Annotated in this window: 15 protein-coding genes and 1 tRNA gene; 7 read left to right on the top strand and 9 right to left on the bottom strand. The window is 56.6% G+C overall.

Features of this window, described 5'->3' with window-relative positions:
* Positions 1-78: 78 nt before the first annotated feature.
* On the bottom strand, positions 79-1566 hold the full coding sequence (locus FKG95_RS10695) for an extracellular solute-binding protein (protein ID WP_218940157.1): 1488 nt from the start codon (positions 1564-1566) through the stop codon (positions 79-81).
* A 98-nt stretch (positions 1567-1664) separates the two neighbouring features.
* On the opposite strand from FKG95_RS10695, the gene FKG95_RS10690 reads away from it, so the two are divergent.
* Both FKG95_RS10690 and FKG95_RS10685 read left to right on the top strand, forming a co-directional pair.
* Positions 1665-4115: a PAS domain-containing protein gene (locus FKG95_RS10690; RefSeq protein ID WP_142896340.1), complete on the top strand. Its 2451-nt coding sequence runs from the start codon at positions 1665-1667 to the stop codon at positions 4113-4115.
* Positions 4116-4331: 216 nt separating this feature from the next.
* Complete coding sequence (locus FKG95_RS10685) at positions 4332-4757, top strand: response regulator (protein ID WP_142896339.1); 426 nt, start codon at positions 4332-4334, stop codon at positions 4755-4757.
* A gap of 123 nt (positions 4758-4880) precedes the next feature.
* Here the strand turns inward: FKG95_RS10685 and FKG95_RS10680 are convergent, their stop codons facing one another.
* Entirely contained in the window at positions 4881-5075 is a 195-nt protein-coding gene (locus FKG95_RS10680; protein WP_142896338.1) for a hypothetical protein, read from the bottom strand.
* Between the two features lie 71 nt (positions 5076-5146).
* On the opposite strand from FKG95_RS10680, the gene FKG95_RS10675 reads away from it, so the two are divergent.
* Together FKG95_RS10675 and FKG95_RS10670 are read left to right on the top strand one after the other, a co-directional pair.
* Positions 5147-5836 carry an SOS response-associated peptidase gene (locus FKG95_RS10675; protein WP_142896337.1) on the top strand — a complete coding sequence of 230 codons (690 nt, stop codon included), beginning with the start codon at positions 5147-5149 and terminating at the stop codon, positions 5834-5836.
* 187 nt (positions 5837-6023) lie between these two features.
* Positions 6024-6114, top strand: a tRNA-Ser gene (locus FKG95_RS10670).
* Positions 6115-6261: 147 nt separating this feature from the next.
* Here the strand turns inward: FKG95_RS10670 and FKG95_RS10665 are convergent.
* From FKG95_RS10665 to FKG95_RS10655, 3 genes are all read right to left on the bottom strand, one after another.
* Positions 6262-7017, bottom strand: coding sequence for a class I SAM-dependent methyltransferase (locus FKG95_RS10665; protein ID WP_142896336.1), 756 nt, complete (start codon positions 7015-7017; stop codon positions 6262-6264).
* A gap of 260 nt (positions 7018-7277) precedes the next feature.
* Positions 7278-7871, bottom strand: a complete 594-nt coding sequence (locus FKG95_RS10660) for a GAF domain-containing protein (RefSeq protein WP_142896335.1) — start codon at positions 7869-7871, stop codon at positions 7278-7280.
* A 125-nt stretch (positions 7872-7996) separates the two neighbouring features.
* Positions 7997-9523, bottom strand: a complete 1527-nt coding sequence (locus tag FKG95_RS10655) for a methyl-accepting chemotaxis protein (protein WP_142896334.1) — start codon at positions 9521-9523, stop codon at positions 7997-7999.
* 1226 nt (positions 9524-10749) lie between these two features.
* On the opposite strand from FKG95_RS10655, the gene FKG95_RS30145 reads away from it, so the two are divergent.
* A complete protein-coding gene (locus FKG95_RS30145; RefSeq protein WP_179954039.1) occupies positions 10750-12423 on the top strand; it encodes a M23 family metallopeptidase in 1674 nt (557 codons plus the stop codon).
* Between the two features lie 332 nt (positions 12424-12755).
* Positions 12756-13280, top strand: coding sequence for a bactofilin family protein (locus tag FKG95_RS10645; protein WP_142896332.1), 525 nt, complete (start codon positions 12756-12758; stop codon positions 13278-13280).
* A 128-nt stretch (positions 13281-13408) separates the two neighbouring features.
* Here FKG95_RS10645 and FKG95_RS10640 read toward each other — a convergent pair whose 3' ends face one another.
* From FKG95_RS10640 to FKG95_RS10625, 4 genes are all read right to left on the bottom strand, one after another.
* On the bottom strand, positions 13409-14215 hold the full coding sequence (locus tag FKG95_RS10640; RefSeq protein WP_142896331.1) for a phytanoyl-CoA dioxygenase family protein: 807 nt from the start codon (positions 14213-14215) through the stop codon (positions 13409-13411).
* A gap of 10 nt (positions 14216-14225) precedes the next feature.
* Positions 14226-15227 (bottom strand): threonine ammonia-lyase, encoded by a 1002-nt coding sequence (locus FKG95_RS10635; RefSeq protein ID WP_246116738.1) that lies wholly within the window; start codon positions 15225-15227, stop codon positions 14226-14228.
* Positions 15224-15916: a haloacid dehalogenase type II gene (locus tag FKG95_RS10630; RefSeq protein ID WP_142896330.1), complete on the bottom strand. Its 693-nt coding sequence runs from the start codon at positions 15914-15916 to the stop codon at positions 15224-15226. The genes FKG95_RS10635 and FKG95_RS10630 overlap by 4 nt, the downstream gene beginning before the upstream one ends.
* A 194-nt stretch (positions 15917-16110) precedes the next feature.
* Positions 16111-18207, bottom strand: coding sequence for a lytic transglycosylase domain-containing protein (locus FKG95_RS10625; protein WP_142896329.1), 2097 nt, complete (start codon positions 18205-18207; stop codon positions 16111-16113).
* Positions 18208-18498: 291 nt separating this feature from the next.
* Between FKG95_RS10625 and dapA the strand changes: the two genes are divergently transcribed.
* Positions 18499-19374 (top strand): 4-hydroxy-tetrahydrodipicolinate synthase, encoded by an 876-nt coding sequence (gene dapA / locus FKG95_RS10620; protein ID WP_142896669.1) that lies wholly within the window; start codon positions 18499-18501, stop codon positions 19372-19374.
* The last annotated feature ends 32 nt before the right edge of the window (positions 19375-19406 follow it).

Raw genomic sequence — 19406 nt, 5'->3', positions numbered from 1 at the left:
TCGCGCTGTTGTTCCTCAGAGCCATAGCGCCCGGGGAGCGGATCGGGTTTGCTGGTTCCGGTCCGCTCGCTGGTTCTTTCAAGTGAGCAACTCGCGGATTTTTTCAGGATAGAGCGACTTCAGAAATTTCCATTGCGTTGACTGGCTTCGCCGGCCCATCCGGCGGGTGGTTTTACGCCACTGCTTTGCCGTGGTGTCCAGTGCTTCCTTGCTGCTTATTTCGCCCCTGTCGGCCCGGACAATATTCTCCCGCAAAGCATCAAAGTATTCGCCCTGACCCTGGAGATAGAGGTCGGGAATGCTGCCGCGCATGGCGGAGCGGTGCGCCTTCAGAAAATCCGGGCTGTAGACGTCGACGATTTTGGGATCTTTGTAGTGTTCTTCGCGGAAGGGATCAAAGTAACCATTGCTATCCTGGACCGCGATCGTCGACATCTCCGGACTGCAGGCAAAGAGCGCGAAGAGATAGGCGATCTCGGGCTCTTTCGTTGCACTGGAGACCGTGTAGTTCCAACCCCAGTTGAAGTACGGTGTTTGAAGGAGCCTGCCTTTGACAATACCGCCTGGCGTCGGCCCAAATGCGAGTTTTCCGCGTACGGCTGATCCTGATGCATTCAAGAATTTTTGCGTACCGCCCCAGCCTATGTTGCAGAAGATATGACCCTCTGCGTAGGCCTTCCAATTATCGAATAACCCATTGGTGGCGGCTTCGGGGTAAAGGTATTTCGAGGCAGATATCAGTTCGTTCAGAGCCTCTATTCCGGCCTCATTGCTGATCTGCGGATCCATGTCGTCGGTGAACGGCCAAAAGCCTTTTGCGTGGAATCGCGTCCACCATTCCCAGGCAACGTAATTGGGCGTTCTGAAAAGAGCGCCGCCGTATCGTTTTTCCTCCGGTTGATGGAAAAAAGCCATCACGGTGTCGAGCTCTTCCCAGGTATCCGGAATTTTCAGCTCATAACCCTGCTGGTCGGCGAAGCGCTTCTGCTCATCCGGGTTCTCTAACCAAGGCCGGTTATAGAACATGAGGTATGTGTCACCGTCTGTCTGATAGCCATAGAGGCTGCTTTTGTAATAGTCGCCCACTGAAAAAAGGGCGTCCCGCCGAAAGTCGTCCGGTGCGTAGCGCTCTGCGAGATCGTCGAGATTCAAAAGTGCACCGGCCTCGACAAGATCCGGTAGACCGAAGGTCGCCGGTAGTGCGAGGTCAAAACTCCCAGTGCCAGAGAGTGTATCGATAATCATCTGCGTATTGATGTCGTCGACGGCGACTTCGACATAGCGGATTTTAACGCCTGTCGCTCGCGTAAAGGTATCGCCCAGTGGTTTGATGTTGCCCAGAGATCCCTGAGGTTGCAGGATTACGATCTCGACATTCCGCCCGGCTGCCAGGGATGCGACCTCTTGCATGATCTCCGTATGAAGCCGATCGAGAGAAAATTTGGTAGACTGGGCGCGCAGGCCGGAGCGCGGGAGTAACAGGCTGGATCCGATCAGTGCTGCGCTGGTGCCTGTGCCAAGAAGCCTCCGGCGCGAAATGCCACCAAAGGCAGAATCGTCTTCCATCACAATTCTCTTAGAATATTTATTAGTCGATACAATAATATAACGGGCATTTATAAATTGTTACGCTATTTTTAGTAAAAGCCGCGAAATGAAAATGGATGAACGAAAATAAATCGATGATCGGGGTTCGGCTTCGAGGGCTTAGTGTCGGTTCGCGTCTGCGCATCGCATTCTACGCGGTTGCAGGGCTGTCCTTTGCCGCCGCCGCTGTTGCTTTCGTGAGTTACAGCGTGATCGAGAACGCGCAGCGGCGCATCGTGGAGCAGGCCGTTCCCTCGATGATTGTCGCCGAGCAGTTGGTGCAGCAGACCTTCGTACTTACAACCTCAACCTCCGCGCTCGCCAGTGTGACCTCCCAAAATGAACTGAGTTATCAAACCGTCAGTATCGAAGCGCGTTTAACAGAGTTGCCGACGCTCATACGCCGCCTGCGGCGCGGTGGTACATCGATTGAACTTGTCGACAGTCTCAACGATCTGGTTGCACAGCTGTCGGACAATCGCATTTCTCAGGAAAGGCAGGTCGTAGAGCGAATCACTGCGCAACGACAACAGCGGCGGCAGCTTGACCGGGCCTATGCAGCTGTCTCAGCGATTCTTGATTCGGTACAACCCATTGTCATTGAAGCGTCGTCTCAGTTTATCGAGAACAGCGATTTGCTGCGTGAAAACCTGAGGGAGCGGCAAGAGGTAACCGAAGAGTTTCTGCAATTGTTCGAACGGGTCACCGGTGCCGATATTGAGGGGATCGAGCAACTCATTGAATTGCAGTTTCGCGCTGAATCACTTCTGCAAAAGCTGGACCAGAGCTTATTGGAGCAGAATACACGGCGCCTGGACAGCCTGAAGTCCGAGATCGATCTTGATCTCCGCGCGATGACGCGTCTGACATTGAACCTGGAGAAGATTGACCTGCGCGCAGAGGTTGGCAATTATCTCCGCGACCTGTCCGCGACGATCTCAGGCGCAAACAGTATCTTTCAGTTAGGGGCAATGATTCTGGAGCAGAACCAGCGTGTGGACCGGCTTCATCAGGATATCGTCAAGACTTCGGAGAGTATCAATGAACGCGCCGCCGCTCTCCTGGAAGAGGCTGAGCAGGCGATTACGGACGAAACGGTCTTTGCCGGCCAGGCGATATACTCAAGCCGCGTTCTCCTGACTGTCATCGTGGCGATGGCGCTGATCGGATCGTCACTGATTATTACCTTCATCGTGAGCCGGCAAATCGTAAAGCGTCTCGAAACCCTGACCTCGGCGACATTAGCGCTTGCGAAAGGCGACCACGAAGCCCGGATTAGTGTTCACGGCAGCGATGAACTTGGCGCGCTGGCGAACGCCGTGCGTGTTTTCCGGAACAATTCGATCCTACTGCGCGATCAGGAGAAGGAATTGCGACGGCAGACCGAAGCTCTCCGCGTCAGTGAAGAGCGCTTTTCTCTGGCCGCTGAAGGCTCAAGTGTTGGGATCTGGGATTGGATCGACATCAAGGAAAACGAAGAGTACTGGTCACCGAATTTTTATCGCCTGCTTGGGTATGATGTCGGAGAGATCGAAGCAAGTTTCGAGACTTTCAAGTCCCTCGTACATCCGGATGACCTTGGTGCTGTCGCCAACTTAGTGCAGGCGCATTTCGATGATGGTGTGCCATTTGAACTGGAGTATCGCCTGCGCCACAAATCAGGCGAGTACCTATGGTTTCAGGCAAATGGACTCGCTTCGCGGAATGAGACAGGTGAACCGGTCCGAATGGTGGGCTCGATCGCGGACATTACTCAACGCAAAGTGACCGAGACCCGGCTCGCCCTGCAGTCGGAAGACCTCAAACGCTCCAATACCGAGCTCGCTCAGTTTGCTTATGTTGCGTCTCACGACTTAAAGGCACCACTGCGCGGCATCGATAACCTTGCCACCTGGATCGAAGCCGATATGGGGGCTTTGATGGATGGCGAAAGCCAAGAGAATATGACGCTCCTGCGGGGTCGTATTGCCCGCCTGGAAGCCTTGCTCGATGATCTGCTGAAGTTCTCCCGGGTCGGACGCAAGGAAGAGAAAGTCGAGACCGTTGATGTCAAATCAACCATTGAAGGTGAATTCGACCTTGTGATGCAGGGCAAGCGCTTTGCTCTGACCCTGGAGGGTGAATTCCCGGTTCTCGAAACAGCCAAGGCGCCGTTGCATCAGATCTTCCGCAACCTCATATCCAATGCGATCAAGCATCACGACCGTGATGAGGGTATGATCACCATCGGCGCGGAGGAACAAAAGGAATGCTATCTTTTCTCGGTGCGGGATGACGGTCCGGGTATCGATCCCGAGTTCCATGAGCGCGTTTTTGGGGTTTTTCAAACGCTCAAGGGACGGGACGAAGTGGAAGGCAGCGGCATGGGTCTGGCAATCGTTTACAAGCAGCTCCAGATTGCCGGCTGTTCCATCGAGATCGAGTCCAATCCGGCAGAAGGCCGGGGCACAGGTTTTGTCTTCACTTGGCCCAAGTTATGGCAGTCGCGTGTCAGTGCGGAAATGGACAAGGTCGCAATTGCGGTCTGACGTGGTCATCGGCAGAGATGCCCGGGTATTCGCAGGTGTCGTCACCCGCTCGTCATGAGGTGGGGGCCTGTGCCGCTGACGTTTACTGTTGAACCATCTCGCGTGCGCGTTCTTCTGGCCCGCTTGTTTATATCTGCCGATCAGCGTTACACTTCACCAAAATGCCCTTAATACTTCCCGTCGGATAACCGGCTTTTGCTGACAGTGTGACGTGCAATGACAGATAAAACGGTGACTTTTCTCCTGGTTGAGGATGACGATGTTGATGTGAAAGCAATTGAGCGTTCGCTCCGTGAGCTGCGCATTAAAAATCCTCTGGTGATCGCAAGAGACGGCCGGGAGGCACTGGAGCATCTCCGCGGAGAGAACAACCGGGAAAAGATCGTTTCGCCTTTTCTCATTCTGCTCGATCTCAACATGCCGCGCATGAACGGTCTGGAGTTTCTGGCGGAGCTTCGCAGCGACCCTGAACTCAGTACATCGGTCGTCTTCGTGATGACGACCTCCAAGGATGACCGTGACCGGTTGTCGGCCTACGAAAAGCATGTGGCGGGCTATATCGTGAAATCCAACGTGGCGAACAGTTTCACGGACGCGATGAAATTTATCGACCATTACTGGCGTGTGGTCGAATTCCCATAGTGCCTTTTCTCCCGCTGCCTTGAATTCGAAATCCGGGTTATCGGGCTTCAGGTTCCGCAGATCCTCTGTTCTCTGAAGGGGGTGGGGCCGCTCTGCCAGATCCGACCAGCGCCCGGACGTTCGCTACTTTTCGTTCTCCGGCGTCTTGTGGCCCGGGGCCATACCCCGTCTGCGGATCTCGTAAGATCGCTCGAGCTCCTCCAGCACGTACTTGGCGGCGACGCGGTAGCCTGTATCGGGATCCTGGCCTTTTACTCTGACGAGAACCCGCGACCTTTTGAGGGCCCGAGTGATTTTGCTGGAGATTTCATCAAACATGCCGAGACATTAGTATAGGAACAAAAAGAGAACAATGTGGATTTATCGCTGATTTCCTGTAAACTGAATGCATGTGTGGACGTTATGGAATTGCCCGCCTGACATGGAAAGAAGTCGTTGATGCTCTCGGTTTGACGGGTCTGGACGTGCCGGCGTTCGATCTGGAGCCGCGCTATAACATTGCGCCGACCCAGCTTGCACCCGTCGTGCTGAGTGATCGGCACGAAGTGCGTTGCGCCATGGCCCGGTTTGGTCTGGTGCCTGAGTGGTTTCATAAGCCTCTCGAAGAGCTCAAATTTGCGACCTTCAATGCCAAATCCGAAGAGGTCATGGATAAGGCCAGCTATCGTGGCCCGCTGAAATCCCAGCGTTGCCTGATACCGGCCGTATTTTTCTATGAATGGCAGGGCAAAGGACGGCCTTGGATGATCAAGGAGCAGGATGGCCGGCTGTTCTTCATGGCGGGACTCTGGACGGCCTGGCGCGGCACGTCGAGGGGAGAGGCGGTTGATTTCTATAGCTTTACCATTCTGACAACCGCTGCGAACGAGGTGATGGCTGATATTTACAAACGTATGCCGGTCATTCTTCAGCCGGAGGACTATGAGACCTGGTTGATGGCCGATGTGCCTGATGCCCTGAAGATCGCGGGGCAATACCCGAGCCAGTTGCTGGAGGCCCTGCGTGTGGGTCCGGATGTGGGGAATGTGCGAAACGAAGGGCCGCAGTTGACCGAAGCTCTCGCCGGCAGCCTTCTATAGTCCTGCAGGTGCTGCATGACCTGCTTTGAAGCGGGCAGGGGGCGAGGGTGGGCCTCAGGGCGTAGACTTAAGTCCTGCAGCTTATAACTCAAGGATCGCCCAGTTTCCTGCCGATCTTCGTAAAGCTTGATTTTTCGATTTACATCGGCCTGCAAAAACCATAGATATTCAGCCGCTTCGCGCGAACGGAGAGATGGCCGAGTGGCTGAAGGCGCTCCCCTGCTAAGGGAGTATACGTTAATCGCGTATCGAGGGTTCGAATCCCTCTCTCTCCGCCACAAGCGTTTCGCAGGGCGAAACGCCTGCAGCATCTACAGTAGTCAGCCGGGCGGCAGTCGTTTCGAAGAAACGATGCAGACGCCGCAGGGTTCTTACACGCTCCTAGTCGACCTCCAATTTCCCGTGCGGCAATCGTCTTCCCGCCATCAGTCCGGAAGCTTCCGCGCGATGTAGTATCCGTAGCTCACGAAAGCGGAGAAGCGCTCGTATAGGCTTATCTCCGCTTGCTCGGCCTCGACGAGCGCGCGGGCATCGGAGGCGCCATCGTATTTTTCAAGAAGGCCCGCAAAGCGCTCCTGCATCGGGCGGTAGTAGTTATCGAGCCAGCAGGTCTCGGGGAGAGTGAAGTAGCCTACGGGTGTGTAGCCATTGGCCTCCAAGAGCGCCATCTTGGCAGAGGCTGTATCAACTTCCGGATACTCCCGGGACCAGTAATCCTCCAACTCGCTGGGCCGCTGATCCGACAACCAGGTCAACTCGGAAACCGCGAGAATTCCGCCCGGCTTAAGAAAGGGTCGCCAGGTCTGAATTCCTCTCTCGAAACCAATGTTGTAGATCGCGCCTTCCGACCAAATTGCGTCAAGTGTCGAGGGCCCGAATGTCAAAGCGTCCATTGACGCTTCGAGGGTAGTGATCTGCCTTGAGACGCCCTCGGTCTTCGCGTGCTGTTCCAATTCCTTCAGGAAATCCTGCAGGAAATCCACGGCTGTGACATCCGCGTCAAGAGACTTGGCCAGAGTGATCGTCGACGCCCCGGTGCCGCAACCGATGTCCGCGATTTTCAGGTTTTTCCGATCGGAGAGCCCGGACAGGGTGACTGCCAGTCGGGTCTCGGCTTCGCCTCCGGGACCCTGTCTGTCCGCTTTCTTGTGCAGGTCTAGCAAAAGGTCAATGTCTTCCATCTGCGCGCTCGTGTGATGCTGAATAGGGGAACTCTTCTTGGCAGAAATACCATCGTTATGCGCAGTTGTCCGCAATGGGTGCCGGGCAGGCATTCTGTCTTTATCTGTCCGCTGAAGGTCCAGACATACCGGAAGCCTGCGTGGTGGCGGCAGAGGGTTACGCAACCGCAAACGACATTGCGCCCTGTCTGCAAGACTCCGCGATGTTAGCGTGCGTGGTAGAGAGAATGAGTCTTTTTACCCCACGCTGATGCTGCGGTTCAATGCGGCCAGTGTCGATCTTTTGGCGTCAGAAACACCAGAGAGGGCTCAAACGTGCCCTTTGCCGGATGTTCTCTCTCGGGGGTTGGGAGTGACATGTGCTCGACTGGTCTACGCATTTCGATCAATTGCATGGCGAAGTGCGCAAAGTCCTGAAGTTCGCGGACTTCTTCCAGCGGGAAGCCCGCGCACGCTTCCGTATCCATGACGCAAAAGCTTCCGAGCCGTAGGCCCTCGCGATTGATTAAAGGCGCACCTGCATAGAAGCGTATACCTGGTTTGTGACATACCAAGGGGCTGCATCTGAAGCGTGCGTCCCGCGTTGCGTCGAGAATGACGAGAGGTTCGTCCGACAGAATCGTATGGCTGCAAAAGGCCATGTCGCGGGGTGTTTCGACGGCGTCGAAGCCTTGGCGCGACTTGCACCACTGCCGCGTGCTGTCCACCAGGGACAGCATTGTGAAGGGCGTCCCGAACTCCGCGCGGGCGAGTCTGGTTAAGTGATCGAAGGCCTCTTCGGTCGGCGTATCGAGGATCTTGTATGACTCCAGCGATTTCAGGCGCTGGGCGTCGTTATAGGGCACCGGGAACATCGGCTCATGTCCTTACCTTTTGTGCCCGCAACTCTAATTGGAGAGGAGTTTATAATTTGATACTAAGCAACCGAAGCTGGCAAATTATTGCCGAAAATTCCCAGACTCGGGTTTGCGAAGGCGACTTAGGCGGCAGGCTTCTGCAGACTGCGGTAGAGATCGGTGCCTTCCTGAGCAAAGCCGTTTGCATCGTGGATGGCTGCCGCAATTGAATCCAGACTGGAATTCACGTCACCAACCGCCGAGGATGCGGACTGCATGTTCGACGAAATCTCGCGTGTGGATGCGGATTGCTCCTCAACAGCACCAGCAACGGAACCGACGCTGGTTTCCACCGATTCAACAGCCGTTTTGATGCTGGCCAGACGTTCGACAACGTCGCTACAGACCGTCTGCATATTGCCGATCTCCGAGGAGATCTGTCCGGTCGCGCTGGCAACCTGGTTGGCAAGGGATTTGACCTCGGAGGCAACGACCGCAAAACCCTTACCCGCTTCGCCGGCCCGCGCCGACTCAATCGTGGCATTGAGTGCAAGCAGATTAATCTGGCCCGCAATTTCCTGGATCACGTCGACGACATTATTCATCGCCTGGGCCTGCTCGGTCAGTTTTTGTGTCGACTGATCGGCGGTCATGGCTTCCTCAATCGCTTTTTGAACATCCGATCTGGAGGTTTCCATGCTGCGCGCGATCTCGTTGGCCGAGGCCTGGAATTCCTCGGTCGCGGCCGCCACGGATTGGACTGTTTGCGTTGTTTGCGTCGATGCGGATGAAGCTGTCGCGGATTGCGTGTTGGCCTCGCCGACGGAGGTGAGGATCTTTTCAAGGTTCTCATCGATCAGTTTGCCGACCCGTTCCGCTTCCTGACGGGCCAAGACCTGTGCCGTGATATCCGTGGCGAATTTGACAACCTTGAAGGCTTTGCCGTTCGGGCAAAAAATCGGGTTGTACGAGGCTTGGATCCATACGTCATTGCCGTTCTTTGACACGCGCTTGTACTCGGCCGCCTGATATTCGCCGCGGCCTAACGCCTTCCAAAACTCTCTATATTCAGCCGATTGCGCGTAGCCCGGTTCGACAAAAATGCTGTGATGCTTGCCTTGGATTTCGCTCAGGCTGTAACCCATCGCACCTAAGAAATTCTCATTGGCCTCGATAATCGTGCCGTCCAGTTCGAACGAGATCACAGCCTGCGACTTGTTGACCGCATCAATCTGGCCCCGGTAATCGGCGTTCTGAAGTGTCTGGGCAGTGATGTCGGTGGCGTACTTTACGACCTTTGTCACTTTACCGGACCTGTTGATGATCGGATTGTAGGAGGCCTGAATCCAGATTTCCTTGCCGTCTTTGCCGACCCGCTTGTATTCAGCCGACTGAAATTCGCCCTGACGAAGATCGTCCCAAAACCTCTTGTACTCATCGCTTGTTTCATGCCCGGGCTCGACAAACATACTGTGGTGTTGCCCTTCGATTTCCTCCAGCCGGTAGCCCATTGTGCTCAGGAAGTTCTCGTTGGCCGTTATGATATGTCCATCCGGAGTGAACTGAATAACGGCTTGAGACTTGTTGAGGGCATCAAGCATGGATGCCATCTCGGTTGAGTTGGACAGGGCGCCCGCGTTCCCGCGCGTGCTGAAGGGCCAGATTTTCATGTAGGGTTCCTCTCGCCTTTACGCTCAGGCAATGCAGGGCGTCAGACCGAGCGCGCAGTCGCAACTTCGGCTGACGAATCTTGCGGATGTCAGAAGGGTCGGGGCATTGTTATCTGATCAAGCTCATTACCATCTTTCAGAAACGCATGGTTATCCTTGGTCTTCTAACCACTCATGTCGTTCGCACGCTCGTAGCCGTAAGTAGTCATTACTTGTATCGTCGAAAATTTTGCGTTTTTCTAAAGTCAAAATTAAATGCATTATTATTTAAAATATAATAAATCTGAAAAAATTACGCCATTAGTTGAATTTTTTATTTAAATATAGCTATCCTGGGTAGTTTTTGTGCATATAAATAGTGTGGAATAAGGAGTGTTGATGCCGCACTGCTTGTAGAGATGATTCTTCCCCGCGAGGGCAGCAGACCGCGGATCCTGTCGGCAACGTGCAATCATTTTCAAGAACAGTTTAAGGTCATCTGCGTGATGCATCGGTGACTGGACGGCATTGTTCTCCAGGAAGAATGATCTGCTCAGTCATCAAGAGACCGCAGGATCAAATGCTGAGACCCCTTCGCGCGGTGCCGCGAGGGGTTTTTGCACGGCGTCACACAAGAGCGCAGTTTTCAGCGGGCGGTTTCTTGCTGATAGCCTCTTGGTCGAGTCATCGCACAGGCTCTGCTGCGCTCAGCCTTTCCGGGGACGAGCCCAACCTTGTTCTTCATAAGACAGACTAGGCGAAATTTGTGGCGGCACGCTCACGCCGCTTTTTAGATCGGTTGACAACCCTAAATGGTAATCAGCTTCCGATTGCAGCGAGCTCTGTCCCGGCGCTCACCGGCGGTATTGAAGAATTGTGTGTTATCAATGACCTTTGGTTCAAGTTCGGCGCTCATTAACATCTTTTTATAAGGATGCCCTTATTCTTGGCCGCTAGATATATGCAGGCTGAAGCGGGTCTGCGTGTCAAAGAGTAAGGGCTTGCCTTGATTATGTGCGCTGGTTATTTTCGTCGCGCTTTGGATTCTGCGCTTTTGCGGCACTTCCATGATTCGTCGAGTCATCGGGACTGCGCGACGGCAAGGGGTGAAAAAATGTCTGCACGCGGTCGATTCCGTCCGCGCAAACGCTCTGATAACGGATACCTGATATCCGTGACCAACGTCGCAGCCTTGGAAAGAGGCTGGCATTGATATGACGGAGCAGACACAAGGGGAGAAGGCAGGAGTGCCCGCTAAGGTGTTGAAAGGCCGCGTATCAGCTTTTCTCGATCGAGTATTCGTGCCGCGCGAAATCCACCTGCGGTCGAATGACGAAATCAAGTTCATCAGACTTTCGTCCCGTACGCAGAAGCTGGCTGCGGCCGGCGCACTGGCCGTGGCAACCTGGATCGGTGTGTCGACCAGCGGCGTGGTTTTTATGGGCGGGCTGCTGAATGCAAACAGCAACAAGGCAAACCTGGCCCTCGCGGAAAAAGACTCCGAGATTGAACGGCAAAAACTCGCCTACTTCGAACTCCTCGCCGAAGTTTCCGAATATCACAACCAGTTCGCCGAGATCACTGAAGGCCTGGAGAAGAACCAGGATCTTTTGCTCTCGCGTTTGGGAAGCGGGAATGTCGCGCCGAATGAACTTGCCGCTATTCAGGAGGAACTGAAGAGTTCCACGACGGAACGCGCCCGTGTGGTCATTGCCCGCGAAGGCCTGACCGAGAAACTGCAGAAGTTCGAGTCCGATCTCCTGAAAATCGCCGGGCGGAACTCTGCACTGAAAAACCAGGTCGCGGAAATCCAGGACACCCTGAAGAACACCGAAGCCGGCCGTCGGGAAGTGGTGCAGGCGCGCGAGCGGCTGGGACGCAAGCTGCAGGATGTCCAGACCACGCTTGCTTCGACTCTCGATGAGAAGCAGGGACTCGAATCGGACCTGGCAGAGCTTTCGCAGAATCTGGAAGATTCGCGCCTTGCCTTCGACAGTGCGGTTGCGGAGTCGAATGCGACGCGCGCGAACCATCTTGCGGCTCAGGCTTTGGTGGAGGCCCGGATTGCCGCTTTGAACCTGCGTCTTTCGGCGAATGCGCAGCGTCGCGAATCCTTGAACGCTGAACTGGCCTCCACGCGCGAAGTGCTGGCGGAGATGGAAGACAAGGCTCAGCGTTTTGCCGAAGAAAACGGTGAGCTGAAAAATCATATTGTCGAGTTGCGTCAGGAGATGGGGCAGGTCAAAGACGCGCAGAGCATCGTGGTCCGCAGGCTGACCGAACGCACGAAACTTGGCATTGAGGCCATGGAGCGCACAGTCGCGATGACCGGTCTCAACCTTGATGACCTCCTGGCCGGCGCTGGAGAAAACCTGAACGGGCAGGGGGGGCCGTTTGTGCCTGCCGAGCGGGAGAACGAATCCGAGAGCGACCGGGATTATGATTCCGCGATGTCGCTGCTGGACGTGCGATTGAACCGCTGGGCCGCCTTGCAGGAAGTTGTCTCGATCCTGCCACTTGCGCCGCCGCTCGATCAGTATCGGATTACCAGCACTTTCGGCAAACGCCGCGATCCGATCAATGGCCGCACGGCCGTCCATAATGGTTTGGATTTCGCTGCGCGCCCGGGTGTTTCTGTTTACTCCACGGCCCCCGGAAAGGTCGTTTATGCCGGATGGCGGGGTCGCTTTGGACGCTTTATCGAGATTGACCACGGCAACGGCATCCGCACGCGCTACGCCCACTTGCGCAAAATCATGGTCCGCAAAGGCGACAGGGTCGCCAACCGCGACAAGATCGGTTTGCTGGGCAGTTCCGGCCGTAGCACTGGCCCGCACGTGCACTACGAGGTGTTGTTCAACCGGCGGGCGGTCGATCCCCGGAAGTTCCTCCAGGCCGGCAAGCACGTCTTTAAGAGCTAAAATGCGCGCATGTCGCTTTTAACGGTCAGGCTTGACGCGTAATCACCTCTTAATTTGTTTGGCCTCTTTATCGACACAACGTAATGGTGCATTCACCAAAGTGTCTTTGCTTTCCGTTAACCATTCTCGTGGTAACTTCCGTTAACACCTGATGCAGCGCTGTCTGTTGATTTTTGCGAAGAGCACCGTTGCCGATCTTAATGGTTAACGCCGCTCGAATTCATGCTAGTATCCCGCCGCATTTCGGCAGGTGCAGACTCGCATAATCCACCTGCGCCGACGGTGTCCGTGCGTTACCTCTCTTCGAACTGAATTATAGGGTTGGCTGACTGATGTTTTCTAAATCCAACAAGTCCAGTGCGGAGGGCACTAAGTCCAATGAGTCCGGCCAGCAGCCGGCAGCCTCACAGGACAGCGGTGTGCCTTCGATTATCTCCGCGGATCTGACTATCGTGGGAAACCTGACCAGCAGCGGCGACCTTCAGGTCGACGGCACTGTGGAGGGTGATATTTCCAGCCGTACTCTGACCATTGGAGAAAAAGCCCAGGTAAGCGGATCGGTCGTTGCCGACTCCGTCCGGGTTTGTGGCAGCATCAACGGCCAGCTCCAGGCCGCGTCGGTGGTGCTCGCCAAAAGCGCGCGCGTCACCGGCGACATTTCCCACAGCACCCTGGCGATCGATGCGGGCGCTTTCATCGAGGGCAACATCAAGCGCCTGGATGAAAAGACCGTGGGTTACTCCGCATCGGCGAAAACGGCCGCACCCTCGGCGACACCAAATGTAGCTGCGGCCGCCACGGCCAATATGCAGAACACGGCGGCGAGCCAGTCCAACGGCAGCGCGACCAAGCAGTAGTCTCTGCGCCCCTGCATTATCGAACAGAAAAAGCTGCGGTTTGGGACCTGCCCGAGCCGCAGCTTTTTTGTTTTTTGTAAGGCGCAGCAAACGAACTCTTGCCGCTTTTAGCCAGCGTCCGGCTTCACCTACTTCCAGACAACCGGAAACCAGTCCTCGCGCAGGCGTTGGCCGGGAGACATGTCATGGCCTGGGAAGGGAGGTGAGGTTCTGCCCGGACGTTCGACGTAACGCGCATCGTCGCCGACCCATCGCAGAGAGAGGGCGCGCCGCCGCCGGCTGGTCATGTTCGCGCGCGCGCCATGTACGGCTCTGAAGTCAAACAGTACCGCATCGCCGGGCACCATGGACCATTCGAGAGTTTCGTATCTGTCGGGGTCCTGGTCGGGATCCGGCACGGGCAGATAATCCGAACTCTCTGGATAAAAATCGCCATTGTTCAGCCACCTTACAGGCAGGACCATCTTATCCCAGAGATGGGATCCTTTGATCAGGCGCAGCGAAGCCTCGTCAACCGGATCGACGGGGATCCAGAAGCTGACGTTCTGCCGGCCGTCGACGAAGTAGTAGGGCGCATCCTGATGCCAGGGGGTTGGCTTGGAGGTTCCCGGCTCTTTGACCAGAATATGATCATGAAAGAATTGGGCGCGGTTCGAGCGCATGATCAGCGCAGCGGCCTCCGCGCAGGGGGAGTTTTCAACGATGTCTCTAAGTGCGGGAATGCGCTCCCAGTTACAGTAATCGTCGAAGAAACTTCCGCTCTCACCGTCGGTGACATTCTCCGCGGCGTAGGGACCGGGCGCTGCCATGTTTTCAGCAATGGCCGCCTTGATGACGTCCACCCATTCGGCGAAAAGGCCCGGGATATGTACGGCGCCGTCACGGGCATAAGTGGCGATCTGGGTTTTGCCGATAAGATCACTGGCAAGCGACATCAGAGGTCTCTCAGGCTTTCAGGACCGAGCTGAACACAGCCGGATCAACGTTGCCGCCCGACAGAGTGATCGCCGTGACTCTGTCCTTTGTGTCGATGCGGCCACTCAGGACCGCGGCCAGCGTCACGGCGCCGCCCGGTTCAACGACCATTTTCAAGGTGTTGAAGGCAAATCGCATGGCATTCCGAACCTCGCTGTCGGTGACGGAGAGGCCGCCGGTGAGCAGTTGACGATTGATTTCAAAAGTGATCTCGCCGGGTGTCGGCGTCAGAATGGCATCGCAGATCGAACTCTGGCCCGGTTCGTTGCTGACCCGCTGCCGGGCTGCCAGTGAACGCGCGGTATCGTCAAAGCCGGAAGGTTCAACGGTATAGACCTTCGTGCCGGGACTCTTTTCCGAGAGGGCGAGAGCGACCCCGGCGGTCAGCCCGCCGCCACCGCAACAAACCAGCATGTTGTCGAGAGAAACACCGAGTTCGCGCACTTGCTGCGCAATCTCAAGCCCGCAGGTGCCCTGTCCGGCAATTGTATGCGGATGATCGTAGGGTGGCGCGAAGGTCATCTGAGTGCCTGCGGAAATCGACGCGACGATTTCTTCCCGGGATTCCCGGTTGCGGTCGAAGAAGACGACCTCGGCGCCATAGCCCTTTGTATTTTCGATTTTGATCCTTGGTGCGTCCTCGGGCATCACCACGATGGCCTTCAGTCCCAGGATCGCGGCGGCGGAGGCAACGCCCTGGGCATGATTGCCGGAGGAGCAGGTCACCACGCCGGCAGCTTTTTGTCCCTCTGGAATCTGGCTTAGCAGATTGAACGCACCCCGGAATTTGAAGGAGCCGGTCCTCTGCAGGGTTTCCGCCTTAATGAGAACCCGGCCGCCGCAGAGTTCGTTTAGCTGGACGTTTTCCAGCAGGGGCGTGCGGATCGCCTGGCCTGAAAGCCGCTCTGCCGCCGCCTGAACATCGGCGAAGACCGGTGGGGCAATGTCGGCTGCGGTCTGTGCGTCGGTCACAAGCCTACTCCCATCAGTTCCATGAGATCGACGAGCGTATTGATGACGACCTTGGGTTTGCCGGGCAGGACTTCCTGGATTTTGTTGAAGCGGTTGAGCCAGGCCACGTTGAAGCCGAAATGAGCCGCGCCCGAAGCATCCCAAGCGTTGGTGGAGACAAAACAGATTTTCTCCGGCGCCACCGAGAGACGGTCAACGGCCAGCTGATAAACCCGGTTGTCCGGCTTATAAACACCGACATCCTCGATTGAGAGATTCTCGTCGAACAGGTCTTTTAGGCTCGCCGAGGTGACTGCGGCTTCCAGCATCTCGGGCGTGCCGTTGGAGAGAATAGCGGTCTTGTAACCGGCTTTACGCAGTTTCTGCAGGGTGAGTTGAACATCCCCGTACGCATCCAGGGTCAGGTAGAGCTCCATGAGCTTGGCGTGGAGTTCCTTGTCCGCAACGCCATGCGCTTCGAGGGCGTAATCCAGTCCGTCAGAGGTGACCTGCCAGAAATCTGCGTGCGCGCCCATGAGACTGCGGAGCCAGGTATATTCCAGCTGTTTCTGGCGCCAGGTATTTGAGACGTCGTCGGCCTTGTCGCCCAGGCTTTCTCCGCCCCGCGCGACGGCGGAGTGAACGTTGAAAAGGGTGCCGTAGGCGTCGAAAACGCAAGCCTCGACCGAGGCGAAATCTGGATGGCTCATGTGTATTCCTTACAATCCGGAGCCGCGGCTCCGGTTACAGACCGGTCCCGCTTCTTGACGAATGATGTCAGAAACAACCGTACTCAAGATGATATGGAGCAATGCTAGCCCAAAGGCTCGCTGTCTGAAAGACGCAGCCCATTAAAGCCAGGTTGGGAACATGAGTCCTCAGTTTTGGGAGATTGACGGTCGCCTCAGAAGCAACAGGGGTCGGACGGGGCTTGATGGCCCCAGGAGACGAAGGGATTGCCGGTCGAGTGGGGAGAAGCCGAGGGCGCGGCGCGTCCATCGGCAAGGATCAGCCGATAAACCGACAGGCTCTCGAGGATTCTCTGAACATAGTTTCGTGTTTCCGAGAAGGGAATCTGCTCAATCCAGTCGATCGGGTCGATCCCGGGGTCTCTGGGATCACCGAACTCGCGGATCCAGGTGCGCGCCCGATGGGGGCCGGCGTTGTAGGCGGCGAGGGCGAGAATGTAGGAGCCGTTGAAGCGATCCAGGACCTGTGACAGATAAGCCTGCCCCAAAGAGAGATTGTACTGCGGATCACTGGTCAGGCGGTCCTTGCTGAACTTTTTGCGCTGGGAACGCGCGACTTCCTTTGCCGTTGCGGGCATCAATTGCATCAGCCCCCGTGCGCCGGCGTGGCTTTTGGCCCGGGTATCGAAGGCGCTCTCCTGACGGATCAGGGCCAGGATCAAGGCGGTTTCCGGTTCGGTCTCCCCGGTTTCGATCGAAGGGTAGAGATGTTCAAGGAGGGTGATGCTGTTGCGCTGGGCCCTTTTTGCGACCTTTAGGGCACTGCCCAGGCGCGTTTGTTCCCGGGCCAGTTCGGCCGTCAAAATGTAGTCGGCGGAGCTTTTGGCATTCAGGCGCAGACGACTGAGAAACGCATCCTGGTACCGGGGCTGGTCAACCAGGCTCAGAAGCCTGACCACGGTAACAAGATCCTGCTTTTCGAAAGCCCGCCGTTCGGCGTCCGTTGGCGGTTGATGCGGATTTATGGGAAGGCTGATCTGACGTCCGAGGCGGTGGGCGGCGAGCTGGCCATAGAACGTGGTGCGATGACCGGCAGCGATTTTGTACCAGCGCTGGCTCCACTTTTCGTTGCCCATGGTGCGCGCGGCTTCGCCGGCCCAATAGGCGCCGCGCGCCTGACTTATGGGCGATTCAACACCGTAGTAGAGCCGCGCGAAGTGCTCGTAGCCCCGGCGTGGCTGCTTCAGAAACCGCAGGGAAATCCAGCCTGCCAGCCATTCGCCCTCCGCGAAGCCGATGCCGCTGTTCATGCCATGATTACTGCTGATCCGGTACGCCTGCTCGATGTTGCCTTTGGCCAGCGCGCTGCGGGTGATGCTGTGGCGCATCGACCACCAGAGTTCAGGGCGCGGCACTGACGCGCCGGCCTTGTCGATGAGTTCGACGACAGCATCGCGCCGGCCCTTCCGCCAGCGCCAACGGGCGCGCTCATAGAGCAGTCCCGGATCCTCCTTCAGATGGGTGGGGACACGGCGAATGGCCGCATCGACCCCGGCCAGTCTTTTCCCCAGCGCGATTCGGGCTTCCGCCAGACGGCGTTGATCCTCCGGAACCAGGCGTGCCTGGCGTGATGCAGATGTGTATTTCCGTTCCCAGAGCAGGCGCTGCAAGCGGCTCAGATTCATCTCAGGCGTGATCATCGACTTATAGCGCCGATGGAAGTTCATGGATTCTACGCGGCCGAAATCCAATTCCACCCAGCTTGCGGCGACGAGAGCTTCGAGCTGATCGTCGCGGCCTGCCCGTTTTAATGCGCCCGCATAGGCCGCGGCACCCCGGCCCGTAAGTGGCGGCTGGCTATCGAACCAGGAGAGGATTTCACTGTCGGGCGTCTGTCCGGTCAGCCTGGCTTCGGTTTTCCGCCTGAGCTGCTTGAGCCAGGGCCAATGGAGATGACTGGACGCAAATTCAGCATGTGTTTCAAACGACGAGGGATTGCTGCCTTTGTCGAGGCAGACCCATCTGGTCAGTTCGCGTGCGGTTTCGTGGGTAATGTGACGTGTATTGGCGCAGGCTTTGGAGACGCGACCGGCATCTACATCGGTGAAGAATTTTTTGAATCGGACGCGGTCGGGAGGATTCAGCAGTTGGTTGTCGCCGACCGTCGCCGCTTCCGCCACGGCGTCCTTCTTCAGGATCGCATCGCGGTGGCTTTGCTTTTGAAGGCTTTGCGCGCTCGCAGCCGTACTTTCGAAGCCCTGCGTAACTCCGAGGCAAAGGGTCAAAAAGAAACACGCCGAGACTACACGCATGACTTATCCATTTGGGGGCCAGCGGCCCTCTTTCAACGCACCGAAATGTGATCCTTCGGAAGACTGTTGAGAGAGGATGAGCCCCATGACTTTAACAGCCTGCTTTACCATTCCAAAGTGCTCGCAGGAGGCTATTCGTGAAACTATTATGACCAAACTCGGAAGCGGAGTGCCTGAACGCGGTTGTGATGTTCTTGCCGGGGTTCCGGCGAGAGAGTATCTTCGCGCGGTGCAAGTATGCAGATCTGACGCTTTATATTTGATTACTGGGGAAAAAATATGACTGGCCCGATGTTCAGGGGCTCACTCCCGGCGCTGATTACGCCGTTTACAAATGGTTCGGTCGACGAGAAAGCGTTTCAGGACTTCGTTCAATGGCAGATAAACGAGGGAAGCCACGGCGTTGTTCCTTGCGGAACGACGGGCGAGTCGCCGACGCTCTCTCATGACGAAGACATGCGCGTGACCAAACTCTGCGTCGAGGTCGCCAATGGGAAAGTGCCGGTTATCGCAGGAACCGGCTCGAATTCGACAGAGGAAGCGATTGCCCTGACCCAGGGGGCGAAGGCCTCTGGCGCGGACGCTGCGCTGATCGTCACGCCCTACTACAACAAGCCCAGTCAGGAAGGCCTATACCAGCACTTCAAGGCGATCCATGACGCGGTTGAGATCCCGATCGTGATCTACAACATTCCGGGCCGCAGCATTGTGGACATGAGCGTCGAGACCATGGCCCGGCTCGCCGAATTGCCGAATATCGTCGGTGTGAAGGATGCGACAGCGGATCTTGCGCGCCCGGCCAAGACGCGCCGGGTTATCGGCGATGACTTCGCCCAGCTCTCCGGCGAGGATGCGACGGCGGTTCCGTTCCTTGCGCAAGGCGGCCACGGCTGCATTTCGGTCACTGCCAACGTCGCGCCCGCTCTCTGCGCTCAGGTCCAGGATGCCTGGCAGGCGCGGGACTTCGATCGGGTCGACGAGCTCAATCAGCGTTTGATGCCGCTGCACGAGGCAATGTTCATGGAGCCAAGCCCCGGGGGAGCTAAGTATGCGCTGAGTCTGCTCGGGCACTGCGAAGACCGTTTGCGGCTTCCCATGATCTCCATTTCCGAGACCTGCCGCGTTGCGGTGCGGAACGCCATGGTCCACGCCGGGCTGTTGAACTGACGGAGTATACGATCGCGGTTGCGCGTCGCGCA

The organism is Denitrobaculum tricleocarpae (genome assembly GCF_007004665.1).
GTDB classification, from domain to species: domain Bacteria; phylum Pseudomonadota; class Alphaproteobacteria; order Kiloniellales; family Kiloniellaceae; genus Denitrobaculum; species Denitrobaculum tricleocarpae.
Note: the sequence above shows the minus strand (reverse complement) of the source record. Positions and strands in the feature narration are given on the sequence as shown.

Coding starts and splice junctions, on each gene's coding strand:
- FKG95_RS10655 (WP_142896334.1), bottom strand. CDS start 9,523: ATGAAAATCTGGCCCTTCAGCACGCGCGGGAACGCGGGCGCCCTGTCC.
- FKG95_RS10690 (WP_142896340.1), top strand. CDS start 1,665: ATGAACGAAAATAAATCGATGATCGGGGTTCGGCTTCGAGGGCTTAGT.
- FKG95_RS10630 (WP_142896330.1), bottom strand. CDS start 15,916: ATGAGCCATCCAGATTTCGCCTCGGTCGAGGCTTGCGTTTTCGACGCC.
- FKG95_RS10645 (WP_142896332.1), top strand. CDS start 12,756: ATGTTTTCTAAATCCAACAAGTCCAGTGCGGAGGGCACTAAGTCCAAT.
- FKG95_RS10625 (WP_142896329.1), bottom strand. CDS start 18,207: ATGCGTGTAGTCTCGGCGTGTTTCTTTTTGACCCTTTGCCTCGGAGTT.
- FKG95_RS10660 (WP_142896335.1), bottom strand. CDS start 7,871: ATGTTCCCGGTGCCCTATAACGACGCCCAGCGCCTGAAATCGCTGGAG.
- FKG95_RS10680 (WP_142896338.1), bottom strand. CDS start 5,075: ATGTTTGATGAAATCTCCAGCAAAATCACTCGGGCCCTCAAAAGGTCG.
- FKG95_RS10675 (WP_142896337.1), top strand. CDS start 5,147: ATGTGTGGACGTTATGGAATTGCCCGCCTGACATGGAAAGAAGTCGTT.
- FKG95_RS10665 (WP_142896336.1), bottom strand. CDS start 7,017: ATGGAAGACATTGACCTTTTGCTAGACCTGCACAAGAAAGCGGACAGA.
- FKG95_RS10695 (WP_218940157.1), bottom strand. CDS start 1,566: ATGGAAGACGATTCTGCCTTTGGTGGCATTTCGCGCCGGAGGCTTCTT.
- FKG95_RS10640 (WP_142896331.1), bottom strand. CDS start 14,215: ATGTCGCTTGCCAGTGATCTTATCGGCAAAACCCAGATCGCCACTTAT.
- dapA (WP_142896669.1), top strand. CDS start 18,499: ATGTTCAGGGGCTCACTCCCGGCGCTGATTACGCCGTTTACAAATGGT.
- FKG95_RS10685 (WP_142896339.1), top strand. CDS start 4,332: ATGACAGATAAAACGGTGACTTTTCTCCTGGTTGAGGATGACGATGTT.